16 protein-coding genes are annotated in these 21,168 nt (G+C 38.9%); 9 read left to right on the top strand and 7 right to left on the bottom strand.

Going from position 1 to position 21,168, the window contains the following annotated elements; all coding sequences use genetic code 11:
• Positions 1–98: 98 nt before the first annotated feature.
• The 5 genes from OQX63_RS11065 (at position 99) to OQX63_RS11045 (ending at position 5,691) form a co-directional block, all read left to right on the top strand.
• The gene (locus OQX63_RS11065; RefSeq protein WP_265850933.1) at positions 99–1,274 is read left to right on the top strand and encodes an acetyl-CoA C-acyltransferase; all 1,176 of its coding nucleotides are present in this window, start codon (positions 99–101) and stop codon (positions 1,272–1,274) included.
• Between the two features lie 206 nt (positions 1,275–1,480).
• Positions 1,481–3,274 carry an acyl-CoA dehydrogenase family protein gene (locus OQX63_RS11060; protein WP_265850932.1) on the top strand — a complete coding sequence of 598 codons (1,794 nt, stop codon included), beginning with the start codon at positions 1,481–1,483 and terminating at the stop codon, positions 3,272–3,274.
• A gap of 399 nt (positions 3,275–3,673) precedes the next feature.
• On the top strand, positions 3,674–4,120 hold the full coding sequence (locus tag OQX63_RS11055) for an FKBP-type peptidyl-prolyl cis-trans isomerase (protein WP_265850931.1): 447 nt from the start codon (positions 3,674–3,676) through the stop codon (positions 4,118–4,120).
• 158 nt (positions 4,121–4,278) lie between these two features.
• Positions 4,279–4,767: an FKBP-type peptidyl-prolyl cis-trans isomerase gene (locus tag OQX63_RS11050; RefSeq protein ID WP_265850930.1), complete on the top strand. Its 489-nt coding sequence runs from the start codon at positions 4,279–4,281 to the stop codon at positions 4,765–4,767.
• 3 nt (positions 4,768–4,770) lie between these two features.
• The gene (locus OQX63_RS11045; RefSeq protein ID WP_265850929.1) at positions 4,771–5,691 is read left to right on the top strand and encodes an FKBP-type peptidyl-prolyl cis-trans isomerase; all 921 of its coding nucleotides are present in this window, start codon (positions 4,771–4,773) and stop codon (positions 5,689–5,691) included.
• Here OQX63_RS11045 and OQX63_RS11040 read toward each other — a convergent pair.
• Positions 5,681–6,982, bottom strand: coding sequence for a cryptochrome/photolyase family protein (locus OQX63_RS11040; protein WP_265850928.1), 1,302 nt, complete (start codon positions 6,980–6,982; stop codon positions 5,681–5,683). The genes OQX63_RS11045 and OQX63_RS11040 overlap by 11 nt on opposite strands.
• Before the next feature lie 152 nt (positions 6,983–7,134).
• Positions 7,135–8,037: a TIGR01777 family oxidoreductase gene (locus OQX63_RS11035; RefSeq protein WP_265850927.1), complete on the bottom strand. Its 903-nt coding sequence runs from the start codon at positions 8,035–8,037 to the stop codon at positions 7,135–7,137.
• 168 nt (positions 8,038–8,205) lie between these two features.
• On the opposite strand from OQX63_RS11035, the gene OQX63_RS11030 reads away from it, so the two are divergent.
• From OQX63_RS11030 to odhB, 3 genes are all read left to right on the top strand, one after another.
• The gene (locus tag OQX63_RS11030; protein WP_265850926.1) at positions 8,206–9,480 is read left to right on the top strand and encodes a DASH family cryptochrome; all 1,275 of its coding nucleotides are present in this window, start codon (positions 8,206–8,208) and stop codon (positions 9,478–9,480) included.
• Between the two features lie 210 nt (positions 9,481–9,690).
• Entirely contained in the window at positions 9,691–12,489 is a 2,799-nt protein-coding gene (locus OQX63_RS11025; protein ID WP_265850925.1) for a 2-oxoglutarate dehydrogenase E1 component, read from the top strand.
• 104 nt (positions 12,490–12,593) lie between these two features.
• Complete coding sequence (odhB, locus tag OQX63_RS11020; RefSeq protein ID WP_265850924.1) at positions 12,594–13,820, top strand: 2-oxoglutarate dehydrogenase complex dihydrolipoyllysine-residue succinyltransferase; 1,227 nt, start codon at positions 12,594–12,596, stop codon at positions 13,818–13,820.
• 274 nt (positions 13,821–14,094) lie between these two features.
• On the opposite strand, the gene OQX63_RS11015 is transcribed toward odhB, so the two are convergent.
• From OQX63_RS11015 to ileS, 5 genes are all read right to left on the bottom strand, one after another.
• A complete protein-coding gene (locus OQX63_RS11015; RefSeq protein ID WP_265850923.1) occupies positions 14,095–14,778 on the bottom strand; it encodes a 3-keto-disaccharide hydrolase in 684 nt (227 codons plus the stop codon).
• 294 nt (positions 14,779–15,072) lie between these two features.
• A complete protein-coding gene (locus tag OQX63_RS11010) occupies positions 15,073–15,591 on the bottom strand; it encodes a DUF4269 domain-containing protein (protein ID WP_265850922.1) in 519 nt (172 codons plus the stop codon).
• A gap of 520 nt (positions 15,592–16,111) precedes the next feature.
• The gene (locus OQX63_RS11005; protein WP_265850921.1) at positions 16,112–16,714 is read right to left on the bottom strand and encodes a lipoprotein signal peptidase; all 603 of its coding nucleotides are present in this window, start codon (positions 16,712–16,714) and stop codon (positions 16,112–16,114) included.
• Entirely contained in the window at positions 16,714–17,097 is a 384-nt protein-coding gene (locus OQX63_RS11000) for a TraR/DksA family transcriptional regulator (RefSeq protein WP_010600357.1), read from the bottom strand. Before OQX63_RS11000 ends, OQX63_RS11005 begins: the two co-directional genes overlap by 1 nt.
• Before the next feature lie 30 nt (positions 17,098–17,127).
• A complete protein-coding gene (gene ileS, locus OQX63_RS10995) occupies positions 17,128–20,529 on the bottom strand; it encodes an isoleucine--tRNA ligase (protein WP_265850920.1) in 3,402 nt (1,133 codons plus the stop codon).
• A 268-nt stretch (positions 20,530–20,797) separates the two neighbouring features.
• On the opposite strand from ileS, the gene OQX63_RS10990 reads away from it, so the two are divergent.
• The gene (locus tag OQX63_RS10990) at positions 20,798–21,070 is read left to right on the top strand and encodes an isoleucyl-tRNA synthetase (protein ID WP_265850919.1); all 273 of its coding nucleotides are present in this window, start codon (positions 20,798–20,800) and stop codon (positions 21,068–21,070) included.
• Positions 21,071–21,168: the final 98 nt, after the last annotated feature.

The following is a 21,168-nucleotide window of genomic DNA, read 5'->3' as shown; positions in this document are numbered from 1 at the left end:
GGGTCTTTACAGGATAGATGCTGAAACAAGTTCAGCATGACGGACGTAAAAAATTAAAAAAAGATAATATTGGCTATTGCCATAAAAATACTTAAACAATGGAAGCATATATTATAGCCGGATATCGTACAGCAGTGGGTAAAGCACCCCGTGGCGTATTCCGTTTTACAAGAGCTGATGATTTAGCCGCAGAAGTAATCAGGGCTTTAGTGGCGTCAGTTCCGAATTTGGATAACGAACAGATTGATGATGTAATAGTTGGTAATGCTACGCCAGAGGCAGAGCAAGGCCTAAACATTGGCCGTATGATTTCGCTAATGGGTCTTGATACCGATAAAGTACCAGGTGTTACCGTAAATCGGTATTGTGCATCTGGTCTAGATACCATTGCTACTGCAGTTGCCAAAATTAAAGCAGGCATGGCCGATTGTATCATTGCTGGCGGGGTAGAGGTAATGAGTGGAATGCCTTTTGGCGGATGGAAACTGGTTCCGAATGCAGAAGTGGCAAAAAATAATCCAGATTGGTATTGGGGTATGGGCTTAACTGCCGAAGCAGTTGCCAAAGAATATAATGTGAGCCGTGAAGATCAGGATGCTTTTTCATTAAAATCTCATGAAAAAGCCATTCATGCCATTAAAAATGGTCATTTAAAAGATGGTATTTTGCCAATCACAGTAAACGAAAATTACCTGGATGCCAACCTGAAAAAGAAAACCCGTTCTTACGTGGTTGATACCGATGAGGGGCCACGTGCAGATACAACGCTTGAAAAGTTGGCTAAACTGAAACCTGTATTCGATGCGGTAGGAAGTGTAACTGCCGGTAATTCATCGCAAACATCAGATGGAGCTGCTTTTGTTTTGGTGGTGTCTGAAAAGAAAATGAAAGAATTAAATGCCGAGCCGATTGCCAGATTGGTAAGTTACGGTATTGCCGGTGTTCCGCCGCGCATTATGGGAATAGGCCCTATTGAGGCGATTCCCAAAGCATTGAAACAAGCTGGTTTGAAAAAAGAAGATATCGATTTAATCGAACTGAATGAAGCCTTTGCTTCGCAATCGTTGGCGGTAATTAGAACATTGGATTTAAACCCTGATGTAATTAACGTAAACGGAGGAGCAATTGCATTGGGGCATCCACTGGGTTGTACTGGAGCAAAACTGACTGTGCAGATCATGAACGAGCTAAAAAGACAGAACAAAAAATACGGAATGGTAACCATGTGTGTTGGAACAGGGCAAGGTGCCGCAGGAATTTTTGAACTTTTATAGACTTGACAAGCTAAATTAACTAAACAGGGATATTTAAAGTGCTTGTTAATGCGATCGTCACCCTGAATTTGTTTCAGGGTCTTTATCATAAATTGATGCTGAAACAAGTTCAGCATAACGAATCTTAAAAAAGATAACATTAATGATTTGAGTTTGAATTTGGGCAGGTCTCAAATCTCAGATCTCATCTCTCAAATCTCATAACAATGGAAACAACTGAAAAAAAGACAATTAAAGGTGGCGAATTCTTAATTAAGGATACCACTTATCAGGAAGTATTTATCCCTGAAGAATTTGATGAAGAGCAGCAGATGATTGCACAAACCTGTCGCGATTTTTTAGCAGCTGAGGTTTATCCCAATTTAGATAAAATTGATAAGCAGGAAGATCCTGAGTTGATGCCAACACTGTTAACCAAAGCTGGCGAACTGGGTATTCTTGGTGTTTCGGTGCCGGAAGAATATGGCGGTTTTGGCAAAAATTTTAATACCTCCATGTTGGTTGCTGATGTGGTTGGTGCCGGACACTCTTTCGCTGTTGCACTTTCCGCACATACAGGCATAGGCACTTTGCCGATTCTATATTATGGTAACGAGGCACAAAAAGCAAAATATATCCCTAAGCTGGGTTCGGGCGAATGGAAAGCTGCCTATTGTTTAACTGAGCCAAATTCGGGTTCCGATGCGAACTCTGGTAAAACCAAGGCTAAGTTAAGTGATGACGGTAAACACTATATCATTACTGGTCAGAAAATGTGGATTACCAACGGTGGTTTTGCAGATGTTTTTATCGTTTTTGCTAAAATTGATGATGACAAGAACTTAACCGCATTTATTGTAGAGAAAGGTTTTGGTGGTATTACCATGAATCCCGAAGAGCATAAAATGGGGATTAAAGGTTCTTCAACCCGTCAGGTTTTCTTTAACGATTGCCCGGTGCCTGTTGAGAATATGTTGAGCGAACGTGAAAATGGTTTCAAAATCGCTGTAAATATTTTAAACATTGGCCGGATCAAATTATCTGCAGCTGCTATCGGGGCTTCAAAAGCAACATTAAATACAGCGATTAATTATTCGAACGAACGGATCCAGTTTGGCCGTCCGATTTCTAAATACGGTGCCATCCGTTTCAAAATTGCAGAAATTGCTGCTAAACTTTATGCTGTTGATTCGGCAAACTATCGTGCTGGACAGAATATTGATGATACTTATGATCAACTGGTTGCAGGTGGAATGGAATCCGGCAAAGCAAGATTAAAGTCTGTAGAGCAGTTTGCGGTAGAGTGTGCCATTTTAAAGGTTTGGGGTTCTGAAGCTTTAGATTATACGGTAGATGAAGGTGTGCAGATTTATGGTGGCATGGGCTTTAGTGCTGACGCGCCAATGGACAGGGCTTATCGCGATGCCCGTATTAACCGGATATTTGAAGGTACCAACGAAATTAACCGCCTGTTAACGGTTGATATGATGCTGAAACGCGCCATGAAAGGTGAGCTTGATTTGATGACGCCTGCTACTGCAGTTGCTGCCGAATTGATGAGCATCCCTGATTTTGGTGAAGAAGATGACACCTTATTTGCAGCAGAGAAAAAGGTACTTTCCAATCTGAAAAAAGCAACGTTAATGGTGGCTGGTGCTGCGGTTCAAAAATTGATGATGACCCTAAGCAAAGAACAGGAAATTTTAATGAACATTGCCGACATGGCCAGTTACGTTTATGTACTTGAATCGGCTTTGCTAAGGACGGAAAAACTGGTACATACACGCGGTGAAGAAGCATGTGCAGGTCAGCTCGATTTATTGCGGATATACTTGGTGGAAGCCGTAGATGGCATAGCCAAAGCAGGTAAAGAAGCGCTTTGGGCTTTTGCAGAAGGCGATGAACTACGAATGATGCAGGTAGGCTTACGTCGCTTTACAAAAGTGGAGCCGTTTAATGTTAAAGATGCCCGTCAAAGAGTTGCGCAACAGCTTATTGAAGCAAATAAATATATTTTTTAAGGTAGGTTTAGGGTGTAGGGCTTAAGGTTTAGGGTTTGGGTGCATTAACTCAAGCGCTAAACCTTTTTTTATTCTACATAAGGCTATAATATGCTGTCATGCTGAGGTACGAAGTGACAGGACATCAGTAGAATGGTCGTCATCTCGACTGTAGCACAGCGAAATGGAGAGATCTATCAAGGCAGATTTTGCTTCGCAGAGCCTTCGGGTTCTCGACTGCGTTGCACCCGATAGCTATCGGGTCCGCTCGAAATGACGGTAACTTGAGAGATTTTTTTGCAAGTAGATTGATTACAGTCGTTTATATTGATTTTTATGTAGTAAATTAAAACTCAGCATGACAGAAGTTGAAAAAATAATAAGTCCTTAGCTTTATGATATTAAATCTTATTTTCGCATATGATTAAATTTAGATTCCTCACCATACTCTTTTTATGTGTAGCTGCAGTTTCATCTTGTAAAAAGGATGAAGATCCGGAAAAACAGATTACCGATTTCATCAAAAAAAATAATATAAATGCCGTTAGAGATAACTCTGGCTTATATTATCAGATCATTAAACCTGGTTCGGGTTCGTTTACTTATCCGGGTAATACCAAAATCACCATTAAATACGAAGGCAGGTTGTTAGATGGAAGTGTATTTGATAATGGCGGCGGCAAAGAACAGACCTTTAATCTGGCAGAATTAATACAGGGCTGGAGAATAGGCATTCCTAAAATCCAAAAAGGTGGCGAAATCAGGTTAATTGTTCCACCAAGTTTAGGTTATGGAAGCGGAGCCGTGGGTTCTATTCCAGGTAATTCGGTATTGGATTTTACAATTCAGTTGTCTAATACGCAATAGGAGTAAAGACTAAAGGAGAAAGACCAAAGCTAAAATCTGTATTGCCAATTTTCAATAATGTTCTTTCGCCTTTTTACTTTTACCCTTAAACGCTCTAAAAATTGTTAAAATAGGTTAAAAATTGTTGCAACCACATTAAAAGCTTATTTTTGCGGATAATGGTTAAGTTCAAATATTTTATACTCATGATTTGCCTCGCAGGGTGCTTAGCAGCCTGTAAGAAAAATGTGCCAGTTGATGATGTTTACGATCCCACTCCACAATTTAAAGCAGATACCACAGCTATTGCTGCGTTTGTTAAGACTAATAATATCCCTGCAATAAAAGATGCCAGTGGTATTTTTTATCAGATTATAGCTCCTGGATCAGGAAACGTAAGTTATTTAGCTTCTACAGTGATTTCTGCAGATTATGAAGGAAAACTATTAAATGGTACTATTTTCGATAGTACCAAAGGAAACCCAGCAACCTTTAAACTTGGAAATGTTATTTTAGGATGGCAGTTTGGGATTCAAAAAATACAAAAAGGGGGTAAAATCAGATTGATAATACCTTCTTATTACGCTTATGGAACACAATCACCCTCATCTTTGGTTCCTGCTAATTCAGTACTCGATTTTACGATAACACTTACAGACGTACAATAATAAATGAACAAATTTACTAAACTTGGCCTATTCGCAATTTTACTGGCAACTGTAGTTTTCAGCTCGTGCACGAAGGAATATGATACTGCACAAACTGTAGATGATGCAGCTATAAAGGCATATATATCAAAGAATAATTTAACACAAATGGTGCCTGATTCTGCTAAAACAGGATTTTATTATCAGGTTACAAACCCTGCTGATGGTGCGCTTTTCTTGAATTCAGATTCGGTATTGTATGATGTAACCGTTAAATCTCTGGCGAGTGGAACAACTTATCTCCAGTCACCCTCAAATGGTAACTTAAATACTTTGGTTGGGTATTTAAATAGTTTTTTCCAAGGGGCTTTATCAACAAGTACTACCTATAACATACCTGCGTTAAGAACAGCTGTACTTAAATTAAAACCAGGAGGTACAGCCAGGATTTTGTTACCATCATATCTGGGCTTTGGTAGAAATGGTGTAGGGCCAATTCCTTCAAATGAAAATCTTGATTTTATTGTTAAAACTTATCCATACCATAAACAGTCGTTATTAGATGATGCTAGAATATTAAATTTTTTATCTAGTAAGAATTTAACAGCTACGAAGGACAATAGTAGAATTTATTATATTGTAAATACACTAGGTACAGGTGCAGCTATAGATCCGGAAGTAAGTACAGTAGTTATAAACTATACCGGCCGATTTTTGGATGGTTCCTCATTTGATTCAAATACGACTGGAACCTTCTCAACTACTTTATCTAGTACTACTGCTATAATTCAAGGGTGGAAAACATTAATTCCTAAGTTTCCTGTTGGAACAAAATTTAGAATGTTCATCCCTTCTGATCTGGCTTATGGACGCGGTGGATCTAACGCTATTCCACCTAACGCCGTATTGGATTTCGACATTGAAATTATAAAGGTTACGAATTAGATAAAGCTTCTTTAAAAACTTTTAAAACCCTTTCTCTTGCAAAAGTATGCTCAACAATTGGTTGGGCATATTTTTTTGTGCCAAATTCTGGTACCCACTTTTTAATATATTCCAGTTTAGGGTCAAATTTTTTGGTCTGCAGTTCGGGGTTAAAAACCCTAAAGTATGGTGCCGCATCGTTTCCTGATCCTGCGGCCCATTGCCAGCCACCAACATTACTGGCCATTTCATAATCCAATAATTTTTCGGCAAAGTAGGTTTCTCCCCAGCGCCAATCGATGAGTAAATGTTTGGTTAAAAAACTCCCAACAATCATCCTTACGCGGTTGTGCATCCATCCGGTTTGGTTCAACTGGCGCATCCCTGCATCAACAATAGGATAGCCGGTATTGCCCTCACGCCATGCCTTAAACTCATCTTCGTTGTTGCGCCATTTAATTTTATCATATTGCTTTTTAAACGAATCGAAAGCCGAGTAGGGGAAATGCCAAAGGATGGTCATATAAAATTCTCGCCAGGCCAGTTCCGAAAGCCAGACATTAGATTTTGCTTCCAAGGCATCTTTAACTGCTTTCCTGATGCTTAACGTTCCAAAACGCAAATGCAGGCCGACATGTGTAGTGCCATCAAGCGCAGGGAAATCGCGTTCCTTGGCATAATCATCGAGCTTGCTTTTATAACTGAGTTTAGGAAAATCCAGTTTACTTTTCTCAAAGCCCATTTCTTTTAGAGTTGGGAGCAACAGATGTTTGGTTTGTAATAAATTTTTAAAGTATTTTTTTGTAGGATATGCTTTTACATAAAAATCATTCAATTTAGCATGCCATTGTTTATAAAAGGGTGTAAAGACGGTATAAGGCGTTTTGTCTGCTTTTAAGATTTCGTTTTTTTCAAAAATAACCTGGTCTTTATATGTTTTAAATACAATTTCTTCACTGGTTAAAAACTCGGCCATGTTATCATCACGTTCGCGGGCATAGGGTTCATAATCGTGATTAGTGTATACTTCTTTAACTTCGTACTCCTTTAAAACTTCGGGCCATATTTTTTCAGGCTCGCCATATTTTACCAGTAAATCCGATCCTTGCTGCTGAAGTTCTTTTTTTAACGCTTCAATGGTTTGATAAATGAAGGTTACACGAGCATCGTCTTTCGGCAGTTTATCCAGTATATTTTTATCAAAAATAAAAAGTGGCAAAATCGGATAATCGCCTCTAAGGGCATGATACAAAGCAGCATTATCTGCTAAACGTAAATCGCGGCGGAACCAGAAAATGGATATTGAAGTCATTTATTATAAGCTATTAATAGAATCTAGATGTCTGAGCGTTTAGAGATGGGCGTTTGGCGTATTAACGGATTATACATTAATATAGTTTTCAATTTGCAATTTGTAGTTAACTATAGGCAATTAATCCATTCGAACAATTATAGTCGGCTAATTTAACTATACAGCTCCTTCAAAGCATCGTCCAAATGTGTAAATTTAAATTTGAATCCTGCATCTAAAATCTTTTGTGCCGAGGTATTATTGCTCATCAAAACGGCATCTACGCGTTCGCCCAATAATAATTCTAATGCTTTTTTAGGGACTTTAATGGGCCAGAACGGGCGGTGGAGCTGTTTGGCAATGGCTTTGGTTAACGCTTTATTGGTGACCGGAAAAGGAGCGCAGGCATTGTAGCAGCCTTCCATTTTAAGGTTTTCGATAGCTTCGATATACATTTCAACCATGTCGTCGATGTGCAACCAGGGTGTCCATTGTTTTCCTGTGCCTAAAGCTGCTCCTGCAAATAACTTAACAGGTTTGTCAAGTTGTGGTAAAGCACCGCCGTGATTACTTAATACAATTCCGGTCCGGAGTTTTACAACCCTGAGACTTAATTTTCTGCCCTGGTCTACGGCATCTTCCCAAAGTTTACAGCAGTCTGCCAAAAATCCATAACCATTTGGACTTTCTTCTGTTAAAATCTCGTCACCGCAATCGCCATAAAAACCAACGGCCGAAGCAGAAATAAATGATTTTAGCTGATGATCAGGTTTAGATTTAATGGTTTTGAAGAGTAATTCTGTTGACTTTACACGGCTATCGATAATCTGTTTTTTGCGTTCGTCGGTCCATTTCTTATCAGCAACCGGCTCTCCCGCTAAATGGATAATGGTATCTACACCATTCAAACAGTCTGCATCAATCGTTCCCTTATAAACATCCCATACATAATTATTCGCATCGTCATCTTTCTTCCGCGAAAGTGTATTCACCTCATAACCCTTGTTCAGTAAGTGTTTTTTTAGTTCAGTACCCACAAGTCCTGTAGCGCCGGTAATCAGAATCTTTTTTGCCATCTTTTTTAAACACCAAAGATGCAAAAGGGTTTGTAGGTAAGATTTTAAAATGCATTAATCTGGCTCTAATTCTTTTGTTTCCTATTTGTAAAGAATTACTTAGCGGTTTGATGAAGAAGAAAAATAAGGTAAATTTGTAGCGCGTTCTTACACCCTTTTCGATAAAAAATGTCCAAAAAAATTTTAGTCTGGTTTAGAAATGATCTTCGCTTGCATGATAATGAAATGCTGGTGGAAGCAATTGCTAAATCTGATTCGATTTTACCTGTTTATATTCTAGATCGCCGTTCTTTTGGCGAAACAAAATACGGCACCTTAAAAACAGGTAATATCAGAGCGCAGTTTATTTTAGAAAGTGTTTTAGGTTTACGCAATGCTTTAAAACAGATTGGCGGTAATTTGCTGATTGCTGAAGGCAATCCTGAAGATATCATTCCTCAACTTGTGCAGGAATATGAGATTACCGAAGTTTATCATCACCGGGAAGTAGCACGCGAAGAAACGCATATTTCAACACTGGTAGAGAATGCACTTTGGAAATTACGGATCAACCTGAAACATTTTATTGGTCATACCTTATACAACAAGGAAGATTTGCCTTTTCCTATTAAGGATATTCCTGATGCTTTTAACCAGTTTAAAAAGAAAATTGAGCGCGATTCGATTATCAAGCCCTGTTTTGCGGCGCCAGATCGGATCAATGTAGCAGAGGTGATTGATTGGGGTACATTGTCATCTTTGGAAGACCTTAATCTTCTACCTCAGCAAAAAGATCAGCGTGCTGATTTTGAATTTACCGGTGGAGAAGCCGAAGGTTTGGTTCACCTGCAAAAGGTGATTCTGGCCATGCAGCAAGCTGCAACAACCAAGAATTTAATTCTTGTTTCGAAACTTTCTGCCTGGTTGGCCATGGGCAGTTTATCTCCACGTAAAGTGTACTGGGAAATTAAAAAAATGGAAAGTGTGCCCAATACCAAGGCCATGTTCAACCATATCTTATTAGGCCTGTTGTGGAGAGATTACTTCCGTTTCATGTTCAAAAAATACGGTAATACGTTTTTTAGTCCGGATGGATTTGGCAGCCAGGGTTTGGTTGATGTAGCAAACGAGCAGGAGAATTTTAATAAATGGCGCAATGCGCAAACTGGTTTTGCGGTAGTAGATGCGGTGATGACTGAATTAAACCAAACCGGTTTTATTTCTAATATTGCCCGCCAAACAGCAGCGCTTTACCTGATCAATAATTTAGAGGTGAGCTGGGTCTTGGGAGCTGCCTATTTTGAAGAAAAACTGATTGATTATAATCCGGCAAGTAATTGGGGCAATTGGGCCAATGTTGCCGGTGTAGGGAATGATCAAAAATCAAAAAGTGTTTTTGATCTGGATAAAAATATCAAAAATCTCGACCCAAAAGGCAATTACTCCATAACTTGGGCATCATAGTTGTGAGAATTGAATTATAAAATTACTGTGTGTAGAAAGAGCGCATCTGGGTAATTGAATTTTAACAGATTTTGCCCATTTTTTGTATACAAGGCCAACTCATTTACGCACTCGCAAATTTAAAACCTGCTCATTTATTTTAATCGAGATTTTTGCCATTTATATAAGGTAAAATTCTAATTTTGTAATGCTTACAGTAAACAGTTAATAATGGATAAATTATCTTATCTTAATGGCGCAAACGCCGAATATATAGAATCTTTATATCAATCCTACCAACAAGATCCGGCATCTGTTGAGTTCGGTTGGCAGAAATTTTTTGAAGGTTTTGATTTTGGAAGAGGATCGGAGGCTCCTGCAGTAACAGCAGAAACGCCTGAACACTTTTTAAAAGAGGTTAATGTTTTAAATCTGATTGATGGCTACCGTAGCCGTGGACACTTATTTACGCACACCAATCCTGTTCGCGAAAGACGTAAACATTTGCCAACATTAGATCTGGCAAATTTTGGATTATCGGATGCTGATCTGGAAACTGTTTTCAACTCTGGTATGGAAATTGGTATCGGTGCAGCAAAATTGAAAGATATTGTAGCCTTTTTAAAACAAACATATGCTGGCTCTATCGGAGCTGAGTTTAAATTTTTACGTACACCAGAAGTGTTGAACTGGATTCAGCAAAAAATGGAAAGTGCACGTAATACGCCTAACTTCTCTATTGATGAGAAAAAACGAATTCTGCGGAAATTAAACGAAGCAGTAAGTTTTGAAAATTTCCTGGGTACAAAATTCTTGGGTCAAAAACGTTTTTCATTAGAAGGTGCAGAAGCTTTGATCCCTGCATTGGATTCGGTAATTGAAAAAGGTGCTGAACTGGGAATTGAAGAATTTGTAATTGGTATGGCACACCGCGGTCGTTTGAACGTGTTGGCCAACATCATGCAAAAAACATACAAAGATATTTTTGCTGAATTTGAAGGTAAAAGCTATAGCCCTGATACCCCATATGGTGGTGATGTTAAATACCACTTAGGTTATTCAACAGATGTTGCTACCGTTTCGGGCAAAAGTGTTCACTTAAGTTTATGTCCTAACCCATCACACTTAGAAACAGTTGATGGTGTGGTAGAAGGCATGAGCCGCTCTAAAATCGATTTCAAATATGGTGGCGACAATAGTCGTTTAGCACCGATTTTGATTCATGGTGACGCATCAGTTGCCGGACAAGGCATTGTTTATGAAGTCATTCAGATGGCAGGCCTTGAAGGTTACAAAACAGGTGGTACTATTCACCTGGTAATTAATAACCAGATTGGTTTTACCACCAATTATAAAGATGCCCGTACCAGTACTTACTGTACCGATATTGCTAAAGTTACGTTATCTCCGGTTTTCCACGTAAATGGTGATGATCCTGAAGCTTTGGTTTATGCGATTAACCTGGCTATGGAATACCGTCAGAAATATAAAAATGATGTTTTTATTGACATTCTTTGCTACCGTCGCTTCGGTCATAATGAGTCTGATGAACCTAAATTCACACAGCCATTGTTATACAAAACGATTGAAAAACACCCTAACCCAAGGGAAATATATATCGATCAGTTAACCAAAGAAGGTAAGTTGGAAGCTGGTTTAGCAAAAGAAATGGAAAAAGATTTCCGTGGTATTTTGCAGGAGCGCTTAAATGAAGCTAAAGAATTTGTGGCTAGCAATAGCGAAGTTAAATTCGGTGGTGCATGGGCAGATCTACGGATGGCGACACCTAAAGATTTCGAAGCCTCGCCGGTTACAGCAGTTAAAAAAAGCACTTTATTGGAAATTGGTAAACGCATTACCACTTTACCATCAAATAAAAAGTTTTTCAAAAAAATCGAAAAATTATTTGCTGAGCGTACCAAAATGGTTAACGAAACGCTTGTTTTTGATTGGGCAATGGGCGAGCAACTGGCTTATGGTACTTTGTTATCAGAAGGTAAACGCGTTCGTTTAAGTGGTCAGGATGTGGAGCGTGGTACTTTCTCTCACCGTCATGCCGTATTAACGCTTGAAGACAGTGAGGAAGAATATGTACCACTGGCAAATATTTCAGATCAACAGGCATCATTTGATATTTACAATTCACACTTATCAGAGTATGGTGTTTTAGGCTTTGAGTATGGATATGCCATGGCCAATCCAAATGCATTAACTATCTGGGAAGCACAGTTTGGCGATTTCTTTAACGGCGCACAAATTGTTGTCGATCAATATATTGCAAGTGCTGAAACCAAGTGGCAGCGCGAAAACGGTTTGGTGATGTTATTGCCTCATGGTTATGAAGGTCAGGGTCCTGAGCACTCATCAGCACGGATTGAGCGCTTTATGGAGCTATGTGCCGATTACAACATGCAGGTAACCAACTGTACTACTCCTGCAAACTTCTTCCACGTATTACGCCGCCAGTTTAAACGCGATTTCCGTAAACCTTTGGTTGTATTTACACCAAAAAGTTTACTGCGTCATCCGGCCTGCGTTTCTAAATTAGAAGAATTTACCGAAGGTGGTTTTAAAGAAGTAATTGATGATGTAAATGTTAAAGTGGCAGAGGTAACGCGTATCGTTTTCTGTAGTGGTAAAATTTACTATGAATTGCTGGAGAAACAACAGGCTGATAAAATCAAACACGTAGCCTTGGTTCGTGTAGAGCAATTGTATCCAACGCCAGTTGATCAGATGGAGGGCATTCAGAAAAAATATAAAAATGCTAAAGAAATTTTCTGGGTACAAGAAGAGCCAGAGAACATGGGCGCATGGCCATATTTGTTCCGTAAGTTGTATAAAACCGCTTTAAAAGGTATTGATGTTATTTCAAGAAGAGAGAGCAGCAGTACAGCTACGGGTTTTGCAAAACAACATGCTAACCAGCAAGCTTATATTTTGGCAAAAGCCTTAGAACTTCCTGTTAAACAGGAAGAAGTAAAGGAAGCGACCAAAAAGGCCATTAAAAAAATGGCAGAAGCGGATTAAGAAGTAGAAGGTTTCAGGGTTTAATGTAGAGGATTTAAGTAATCCACAATTTTAAACTCTCAATCTTAAAACATAATAACAACAAAAATTACAATTTTAAAAATATGAGTTTAGAGATAAAAGTTCCACCTGTTGGTGAATCGATAACCGAAGTTGTTTTATCACGTTGGATAAAAAACGATGGCGATGTTGTTGAAATGGATGAAGTTATTGCCGAATTAGAATCGGATAAAGCAACATTCGAATTAACCGCAGAACAAGCTGGAACTTTAAAAACCATAGCAGCCGAAGGTGATACTTTAGCCATCGGTGCAGTAGTATGTAAAATTGAAGATGGTGGTGCAGCTCCAGCGAAAGCTGATGCGCCAAAGGCTGAAGAAAAGGCTGTTGTTGCTGAAGATAAAACTGCGGCTCCGGTTGCCGAAAAAGCAGGTGAAAGTTATGCTACAGGAACTCCTTCTCCTGCTGCTGGTAAAATTCTTGCAGAAAAAGGCATTGATGCTGGCGCGGTTAAAGGTACTGGTGTTGATGGCCGTATTACCAAAGATGATGCTGTAAAAGCAGAAGCGGGTAAAAAAGCTGAAGCACCAAAAGCGACTGCGCCGGTTGCAGCTGCTGCTCCAGCAGGTAGCCGTGGCGAGCGCCGCGAGAAAATGTCTCCACTGCGTAGAACCGTTGCAAAACGTTTGGTTGCCGTTAAAAATGAAACTGCAATGTTAACTACTTTCAACGAGGTTAACATGAAACCAATTATGGATTTACGCGGAAAATATAAAGATCAGTTTAAAGAGAAATTTGGCGTTGGTTTAGGTTTTATGAGCTTTTTCACTAAAGCCGTTACCGAAGCTTTAAAAGATTTCCCTGCAGTAAACGGTCGTATTGAAGGTGAAGAATTGGTATACAACGATTTTGCTGATATTTCTATCGCTGTTTCTGCACCAAAAGGTTTAGTGGTACCCGTTATCCGTAATGCAGAAAGCATGACTTTAGCTCAGATTGAAAAATCGGTGTTAGAATTGGCTTTAAAAGCACGCGATAGCAAATTAACCATCGAAGAGATGACTGGTGGAACATTTACCATTACAAATGGTGGTGTATTTGGTTCAATGATGTCGACGCCAATTATTAATGCGCCACAATCGGCTATTTTAGGTATGCACAACATTGTTGAGCGTCCGGTAGCTGAAAAAGGTGAGGTGGTAATCCGCCCAATGATGTATGTTGCTTTATCTTATGATCACAGAATTATCGACGGACGTGAGTCAGTTGGTTTCCTGGTTCGTGTGAAACAATTATTAGAAGATCCGGCTAGATTGCTATTAGGTGTCTAACCTAAATCCTCTAAAGGGGACTTAAATCTTTATAGAAATTTAAGATAAAGAAGTCAAGTTTTAATGGCCAATGTGCTATAAAAACTTGACTTCTTTTTTATGTGATATGCTTTATCGAAATTTTAATTAAGTTGGGGCGCAGATATTGTGGTGTCATCCTTGTTGCCATCTCGACTGGAACAACTTGGAAGAGATCTTTTCCTAAGTTTTAATCCAAAGATTTAGCTTCGCTGAGCCTTCGGGTTCTCCGCTACGGTCGAAATGACTACTCTACTTAAGATTTAGAAAGTGCTTTAATCGGTTTCAGATCCAGCTGTTTAAACTCTACTTCACTACCTTCTGCCTGTAAAGCAATCTGTCCGCTACTTGCCGTGCAGTTTGTGCCATAATTTACCAATGTGCCGTTTACCCAAACCTTCACTTCGTTATTTAGACACTGAATAATCATGGTGTTCCACTCACCAACAGGTTTTTCACTATCGTCTGTTAAGTTTTTTATGCGGCGCAGTTTATCGCCATTTATGCCCCAGTTTTCTTTCGGGCCGCGTCTGGCGAGCATATTTGGTACGGTAATGTCTTCTTCAATACACCAAAAATCGCCAGCATCTTGATGTTGCATCTGCACTTCCAGCGATTTTGGAAACATACCATACAGCACCCGTGGAGTTGAGGAATGTACCAAAACGCCACAGTTACCTGGCTTACCAGCAAAGCGGTATTGTACGGTTAACTGGTAATTTTTGTAGATTTTATCGGTTATTAAATGCCCGCCTGGAGTACCTAAGCTTACCAGCATGCCATTGCGAACTATAAACGGATTAATCGTATCGGGCTTTTTATCCATTGCGGGTACATCTACATGCCACCCATTTAGATTTTTGCCATTAAAAAGGCTTTTTTGAGCAAATGATGAGATGCTCAATGTAATGAGCAATAAAAGGGCATAGTAGCGTTTCATAATATCTGGTTTTTGTATTCCAAATATATTAAATATAAATGGCAGGAGCGTTGTAAGGAGATTCGTCATTTCGACAGGAGTGCAACGTAATGGAGAAATCTATCACAACAACTGGTCATCATTCTCGCGCATGCGGGAATCTTAATGCAACCTACAACCCTACCAAGGCATTACGATTATTCATAAGTTTTCCTTTTTTTCAGTGGCATTCATGAGCACTCCGTGGTTCCCAATCAAGTTGGGAATGACGATATCCTTTATAATATTGTGTCCTAAGCTGGTCTTAGCGTTTCGCTAAGACTCTAATTTCAGTAATTCTTCGTAGGCATCTCCCTCAATCCCTAACAGTTTTGCAAATGCTGGCTCGGTTTTATAGCCTTGCTTTTTTAAGGAGATAATTTCCTGTTTGAATGCTTCTCCTTTTTCTAACAGTAATTTATATTCGATTAACATGTGGCGGTAAGCATTTTGCTGTGTGGTGGAGATGTTTTGCCCAAATATTTCAATCTCAAAATCCTCAATTTTAAATGTCGCTTTGATTGCATCGAATTTCATACTTTCCGTAACCGAGAAATCTTTTTCGGGACCAAAATTGGCCATTAATTGATCGATAAATTCATCGTTATCATATACTTCACAGATGATATCCAGATCACTGCTTTCAATGTTGATATTGATTGGTATGGTGCCCACCAGTATTGGATGATAGAAAGCTAGTTTTTCTAAAATGTTGTTATCTGTTAATACGTGATAAGCCTTCTTTTGCCGTTCATTGCCAGACTTTAGATAAGATATATCGAGGAAATTGATCATTATTCTTTTATATTAGCTTTAGATCGGTGGGGCCATCAACCTTGGGAAGCGGATTTTGTTATGATTATTACTTACCAAACTCCTATTGATTGGTGTGACACCAACGAATAGAGAAGTGCAACTAACCAATGGATTTTATTCTAATTGCACTAAAGATCCTGAAATAAATTCAGGATGACGATCTGGTGCCTTGATTTTTCTTTCCTGCACTACCTGAAGTTACTAAACCCGATAGGATGAATGCCAATGCGTTTTGGTACTGTCCTGACTTTTCTGATGAAACCGTATTTAAGCACGGAACCTAATTGGCAGTAAGGATAGCGGGAACAGACTTAAATATTTGCTGCTGTACCTGCTTTCCAAATGAATTTAAGGTATGTTCTCTTTTTGGTCGGTGTGACACCAACCAATAGAATTAAGCCTTCTCGTGATGAAGATAAAAAAAGCCCATCTCAGTTAAGAAACGGGCAGTTATTTAAGTTAAGGTGCTGAAACAAGTTCAGCACGACGATTCGCGGATTTAATCTTCTACAATTTCGCTGTTTAGGCTTACATTGTCCTTTACATCTTCTTTAAAGTAGTTTTTCTGAAAGATCAGGATAAGTATTACCCCAACCGAAATTGCAGCGTCTGCAAGGTTAAAAACGGGCCTGAAGAAAACAAATTCCTCTCCTCCCCAAATCGGAAACCAGGTAGGGAAGTGACCTTCCGCAATTGGGAAGTAGAACATATCAACTACGCGGCCATGAAACCAGCTTTCGTAACCATAAATCTTCCCATAAAATACAGAATCGATAATGTTTCCTAATGCTCCAGAAAAAATCAGTGCGACATTTAGAATTAAACCGCGGTGATATTTATGCTTAATGAGATAATGTAATCCATAACCAATTCCTGCAACGGCAGCAATACGGAAAAGTGATAAGGCTAATTTGCCAAATTCACCACCAAACTCCATTCCAAAGGCCATTCCATTATTTTCAGTAAAATGGATAATAAACCATTTACCAATAATGTGGAACTCCTGCCCAAGGTACATGTTAGTTTTAACCCAGGTTTTAACCAGCTGGTCGGCCAGTAAAACCAAGAAGATAACAATTAAAGGTTTTGTATAGCCTTTCATTAACTCTGTTTTAATTTAGCTTCCATGCTTAAAGTAGCGTGAGGAACAGCACGTAACCGTTCTTTTTGGATTAATTTACCCGTTTCGCGGCAAATACCATAAGTTTTGTTCTCGATGCGCACCAACGCATTCTCCAGGTTATCGATAAATTTTTTCTGACGCGCAGCCAATTGATTGATCTGCTCTTTCTCCATCGTTGCCGAACCATCTTCCAATGTTTTGTAAGCACCAGAAGTATCTTCAGTACCATTAGCGTTAGGATTACTTAATGATGAGGTAAGCGCATTAAGCTCTTCCTTTGCCATGCGTAATTTATCTTGGATTAATTCTTTAAATTCCTGTAATTCACTGTCTGAGTAGCGTGTTTTGTTGCTGTTTTCCATGTTTTTAATTTAGTTTTCTAATATATGGATTTATATTTTAGTTACTGAAATGCTTAATTCAACATCATCAATGGTGATTTTGTTTGCATTAGTTACAGTATCTGTTAATTCTAATTCATCGGCCAATATTTCTGCGCAAATGTAGCTCTTGTTTTTAGCAACTGCATTAGATACCAAGTTATCATTTTGTAACGAAACTTTAATCCTGTCGGTTACTTCAAAGTTTAGTTCTTTTCGCAGGTTTTGGATACGGTTAACCAGTTCGCGCGAAATTCCTTCTTGCTTCAGCTCTTCTGAGATGGTAACATCTAAAGCAACGGTTAGGCTGCCAAGGTTGGTTACCTGCCATCCCGGAATATCTTCGGCAAAAACCTCAACGTCATCATTTATATTAATGGTAAATTCTTCACCATTATTGCCAACGATGATGATGAAGCCATCACTTTCTAAACGTTGGATATCATCCTGGTTCGAATTTTCTAAAGCTTCTTTAACCAGGCTCATATCTTTTCCAACTTTTTTACCCAACGATTTAAAGTTCGGTTTCAGCTTTTTCTTTACGATGCCCTGCGTATCGGTAATAAATTCGATCTGCTTTACATTGGTTTCGGAAAGGATATAATCGGCAACCTTTGAGATTTTTTGTTCGAAATCGCCACTTAAAGATGGGATTAGGATTTTTTCTAAAGGCTGACGCACATTGATGCCCGATTTTTTACGCAGCGATAAAACCATTGATGAAATATCCTGAGCGTAAACCATACGTTCATTTAAATCAGTATCAATCAAGCCTTGATCAGCCTCTTTCCATAACGTTAAGTGAACCGATTGTTCTGCAAAGGCGTCAGTAATAGTTAAGTTTCTGTATAACCAGTCGGCAAAGAAAGGTGCAACCGGACTCATCAACTGTGCTAGGGTTTCTAAACAAGTATAAAGTGTTTCGTAAGCAGCACGTTTATCATCCGTCATTTCGCCTTTCCAGAAACGGCGGCGACTTAACCTGATGTACCAGTTACTCAAATGTTCATCAACAAAAGCCTGAATAGCGCGGGTAGCTTTTGTTGGTTCGTAAGTATTGTAACTTTCATCAACTTCGTTGATTAAGGTTTGCAGCAACGATAAAATCCAGCGGTCTAACTCTGTTCTGTCTTCAACTTTGCTCAGGTTATTTTTATCGATCTCGAATTTATCGATATTGGCATATAGGGCAAAGAAAGCGTAGGTATTGTAAAGCGTTCCGAAGAATTTACGCCGTACTTCAGCAATTCCATCAATATCAAATTTTAGGTTATCCCAGGGATTTGCATTAGAAATCATGTACCAACGCGTAGCATCAGCACCATATTCGTTAATGGTTTGGAACGGATCAGCAGCATTGCCCAAACGTTTTGACATTTTTTGTCCGTTTTTGTCCAATACCAACCCGTTTGATACTACGTTTTTGTAAGCGATTTTATCAAAAACCAATGTAGAGATGGCATGTAAAGTATAAAACCAGCCACGGGTTTGGTCAACACCTTCGGCAATAAAATCTGCAGGAAAATCTTCATTTCTGTCGATTGTTTCTTTGTTTTCGAAAGGATAATGCCATTGTGCATAAGGCATAGCGCCAGAGTCAAACCACACATCAATTAAATCGCTTTCGCGTTTCATCGGCTTGCCCGACGGTGAAACTAAGATAATTTCATCTACTACATTTTTATGTAAGTCGATCAAATCATAGTTCTCTTCAGACATGTTTCCGATTTCGAATCCCTTAAAAGGATTTTCTTTCTGGAAGCCAGCTGTTATAGATTTTTCAACGGCATTATAAAGTTCCTCAACAGAGCCGATTAACACTTCTTCTTTTTTATCTTCTGTTCTCCAGATGGGTAATGGAATTCCCCAATATCTTGAGCGTGATAAATTCCAGTCGTTGGCGTTTTTTAACCAGTTTCCAAAACGACCTTCACCTGTAGATTTTGGTTTCCAGTTAATGGTTTCATTAAGGTCGAACATTCTGTCTTTAACATCCGTAACTTTAATAAACCACGAATCTAAAGGATAATACAAAAGTGGTTCATCAGTTCTCCAGCTGTGCGGGTAACTGTGAACATATTTTTCAACTTTAAAAGCTTTATTTTCTTCTTTTAATAAAATAGCAATTTCTACATCAACCGATTTTTCAGGTGCTTCACCGGCATTGTAATATTCGTTCTTTACGTATTTACCTGCAAAAGGGCCAACATGTTTGGTGAATTTACCTTGTAAATCTACAAGCGGAACCAGTACATCATTATCATCTAATACCAACATTGGTGGTACTTCAGGAATAGCTTCTTTGGCAACCTTCGCATCATCAGCACCGAAAGTTGGTGCAGTGTGTACAATACCGGTACCATCTTCGGTGGTTACAAAATCGCCAGAAATTACCCTGAAAGCATTTTCAGGATTGTTGTATGGTAATGTGTAGGTTAAAAGTTGTTCATATTTAATGCCAACCAGTTCCGATCCTTTACATTCAGCCAGAATCTGGTAAGGTATTTTCTTATCGCCAGCTTTAAAATTTGCAAAATCTTCCGCTTCACTACTTTCAAAGAAAATTTTACTAAACTGCTTGCCAACCAGGTTTTTTGCCAGAATTACATTCGTTGGCAAGTAGGTATATTGGTTAAACGTTTTGACTAAAACATAGTCGATTTTTGGTCCAACCGTTAAAGCGGTGTTTGATGGTAATGTCCATGGAGTGGTTGTCCACGCCAATAAATAAATATCATCAAATCCCTGCAAGAAGCTTGGTAACGTATCGGCTAATGCTTTAAACTGCGCAACAATTGTGGTGTCAGTAACATCCCGGTAAGCGCCAGGCTGATTGACCTCATGCGAACTCAATCCTGTACCGGCTTTTGGAGAATAAGGCTGGATGGTATAACCTTTGTAGATTAATCCTTTATCGTAAATCTGCTTTAAAAGCCACCATACCGACTCCATGTATTTAGACTTATAGGTAATGTATGGATCATCCATGTCTACCCAATAGCCCATTTTTTCAGTTAAATCGTTCCACACATCGGTGTAACGCATTACGGTTTTTTTACAAGCTTCGTTATAATCTTCTATAGAAATAGTTTTACCGATATCTTCTTTAGTAATTCCTAATTCCTTTTCCGTTCCAAGCTCAACAGGTAGGCCATGTGTATCCCAACCTGCTTTTCTTTTAACCTGATAACCCTTAATTGTTTTATAGCGGCAAAAAATATCCTTAATTGCACGCGCCATTACGTGGTGGATTCCCGGCATGCCATTGGCAGACGGTGGGCCTTCGTAAAAAGTAAACGGATTAGATTTAGGGCGTGAAGAAATGCTTTTTTCAAAGATGTTTTCCTTTTTCCAAAAATCTAATATTTCTTGCCCTATTTTGGCCAGTTCCAGTTGTTTAAATTCGCTATACATCAATCAAGTACCTCAAAAAATTAAGGATGCAAAGTTAACAGAATTGGCTGAATTTTGGTAGTTTTGGTGTAAATACTTTTAACGTGAAATTATTTAATATCGGGCTTATACTGATGATTGTTGCCGTAGTTGCTTTGCCAATCGTCGTGGTAGTAAGCCCTTCCGACAGAGATTTTGTGCTTTATGCTTTTTATTTCTGCGGTTTGCTCGAACTAATTGGGCTAATCTTTGTTTTAATCCATATTGTAACACTAAAAAGAAAGACCCCATGATCAAGCTGTTAAAATTGCAGAAAGCCGTTTTTGTAATAATTTTTGGCGTACTTTCTTTTATCGCCTATAAAATTTTAGATGCCAATGAGGTAAAATGGGGCATCTATTTTCAAACGCTGGCGGGTGTACTTATTATTGTTGGTGCAATTTGGCTGCTCTATCCAATTTTGTTTGCAAAAAAAGATAGAGATGGCAATGCTGAAATCATTACCGATCCCACTGTTGAGGTGCCGGTTGATGAAGAGGAGAAAAAACCTGCTACAGAATAAATTTGCCAAAATCTATTTCGGTAAGCACAATCTCTTTGGGCTTATTTTTCGTTATTTCTTATATAGTTAAAGCGGTTTTTGGAAAGCAAGGCCTGCAT

Origin of the sequence: Pedobacter sp. PF22-3, assembly GCF_026239555.1 — a bacterium.
GTDB lineage: Bacteria > Bacteroidota > Bacteroidia > Sphingobacteriales > Sphingobacteriaceae > Pedobacter.
Note: the sequence above shows the minus strand (reverse complement) of the source record. Positions and strands in the feature narration are given on the sequence as shown.

Bases quoted from the DNA above. Each gene is read 5' to 3' on its own strand.
- OQX63_RS11065 (WP_265850933.1), top strand. From the start codon at position 99: ATGGAAGCATATATTATAGCCGGATATCGTACAGCAGTGGGTAAAGCA.
- OQX63_RS11060 (WP_265850932.1), top strand. From the start codon at position 1,481: ATGGAAACAACTGAAAAAAAGACAATTAAAGGTGGCGAATTCTTAATT.
- OQX63_RS11055 (WP_265850931.1), top strand. From the start codon at position 3,674: ATGATTAAATTTAGATTCCTCACCATACTCTTTTTATGTGTAGCTGCA.
- OQX63_RS11050 (WP_265850930.1), top strand. From the start codon at position 4,279: ATGGTTAAGTTCAAATATTTTATACTCATGATTTGCCTCGCAGGGTGC.
- OQX63_RS11045 (WP_265850929.1), top strand. From the start codon at position 4,771: ATGAACAAATTTACTAAACTTGGCCTATTCGCAATTTTACTGGCAACT.
- OQX63_RS11040 (WP_265850928.1), bottom strand. From the start codon at position 6,982: ATGACTTCAATATCCATTTTCTGGTTCCGCCGCGATTTACGTTTAGCA.
- OQX63_RS11035 (WP_265850927.1), bottom strand. From the start codon at position 8,037: ATGGCAAAAAAGATTCTGATTACCGGCGCTACAGGACTTGTGGGTACT.
- OQX63_RS11030 (WP_265850926.1), top strand. From the start codon at position 8,206: ATGTCCAAAAAAATTTTAGTCTGGTTTAGAAATGATCTTCGCTTGCAT.
- OQX63_RS11025 (WP_265850925.1), top strand. From the start codon at position 9,691: ATGGATAAATTATCTTATCTTAATGGCGCAAACGCCGAATATATAGAA.
- odhB (WP_265850924.1), top strand. From the start codon at position 12,594: ATGAGTTTAGAGATAAAAGTTCCACCTGTTGGTGAATCGATAACCGAA.
- OQX63_RS11015 (WP_265850923.1), bottom strand. From the start codon at position 14,778: ATGAAACGCTACTATGCCCTTTTATTGCTCATTACATTGAGCATCTCA.
- OQX63_RS11010 (WP_265850922.1), bottom strand. From the start codon at position 15,591: ATGATCAATTTCCTCGATATATCTTATCTAAAGTCTGGCAATGAACGG.
- OQX63_RS11005 (WP_265850921.1), bottom strand. From the start codon at position 16,714: ATGAAAGGCTATACAAAACCTTTAATTGTTATCTTCTTGGTTTTACTG.
- OQX63_RS11000 (WP_010600357.1), bottom strand. From the start codon at position 17,097: ATGGAAAACAGCAACAAAACACGCTACTCAGACAGTGAATTACAGGAA.
- ileS (WP_265850920.1), bottom strand. From the start codon at position 20,529: ATGTATAGCGAATTTAAACAACTGGAACTGGCCAAAATAGGGCAAGAA.
- OQX63_RS10990 (WP_265850919.1), top strand. From the start codon at position 20,798: ATGATCAAGCTGTTAAAATTGCAGAAAGCCGTTTTTGTAATAATTTTT.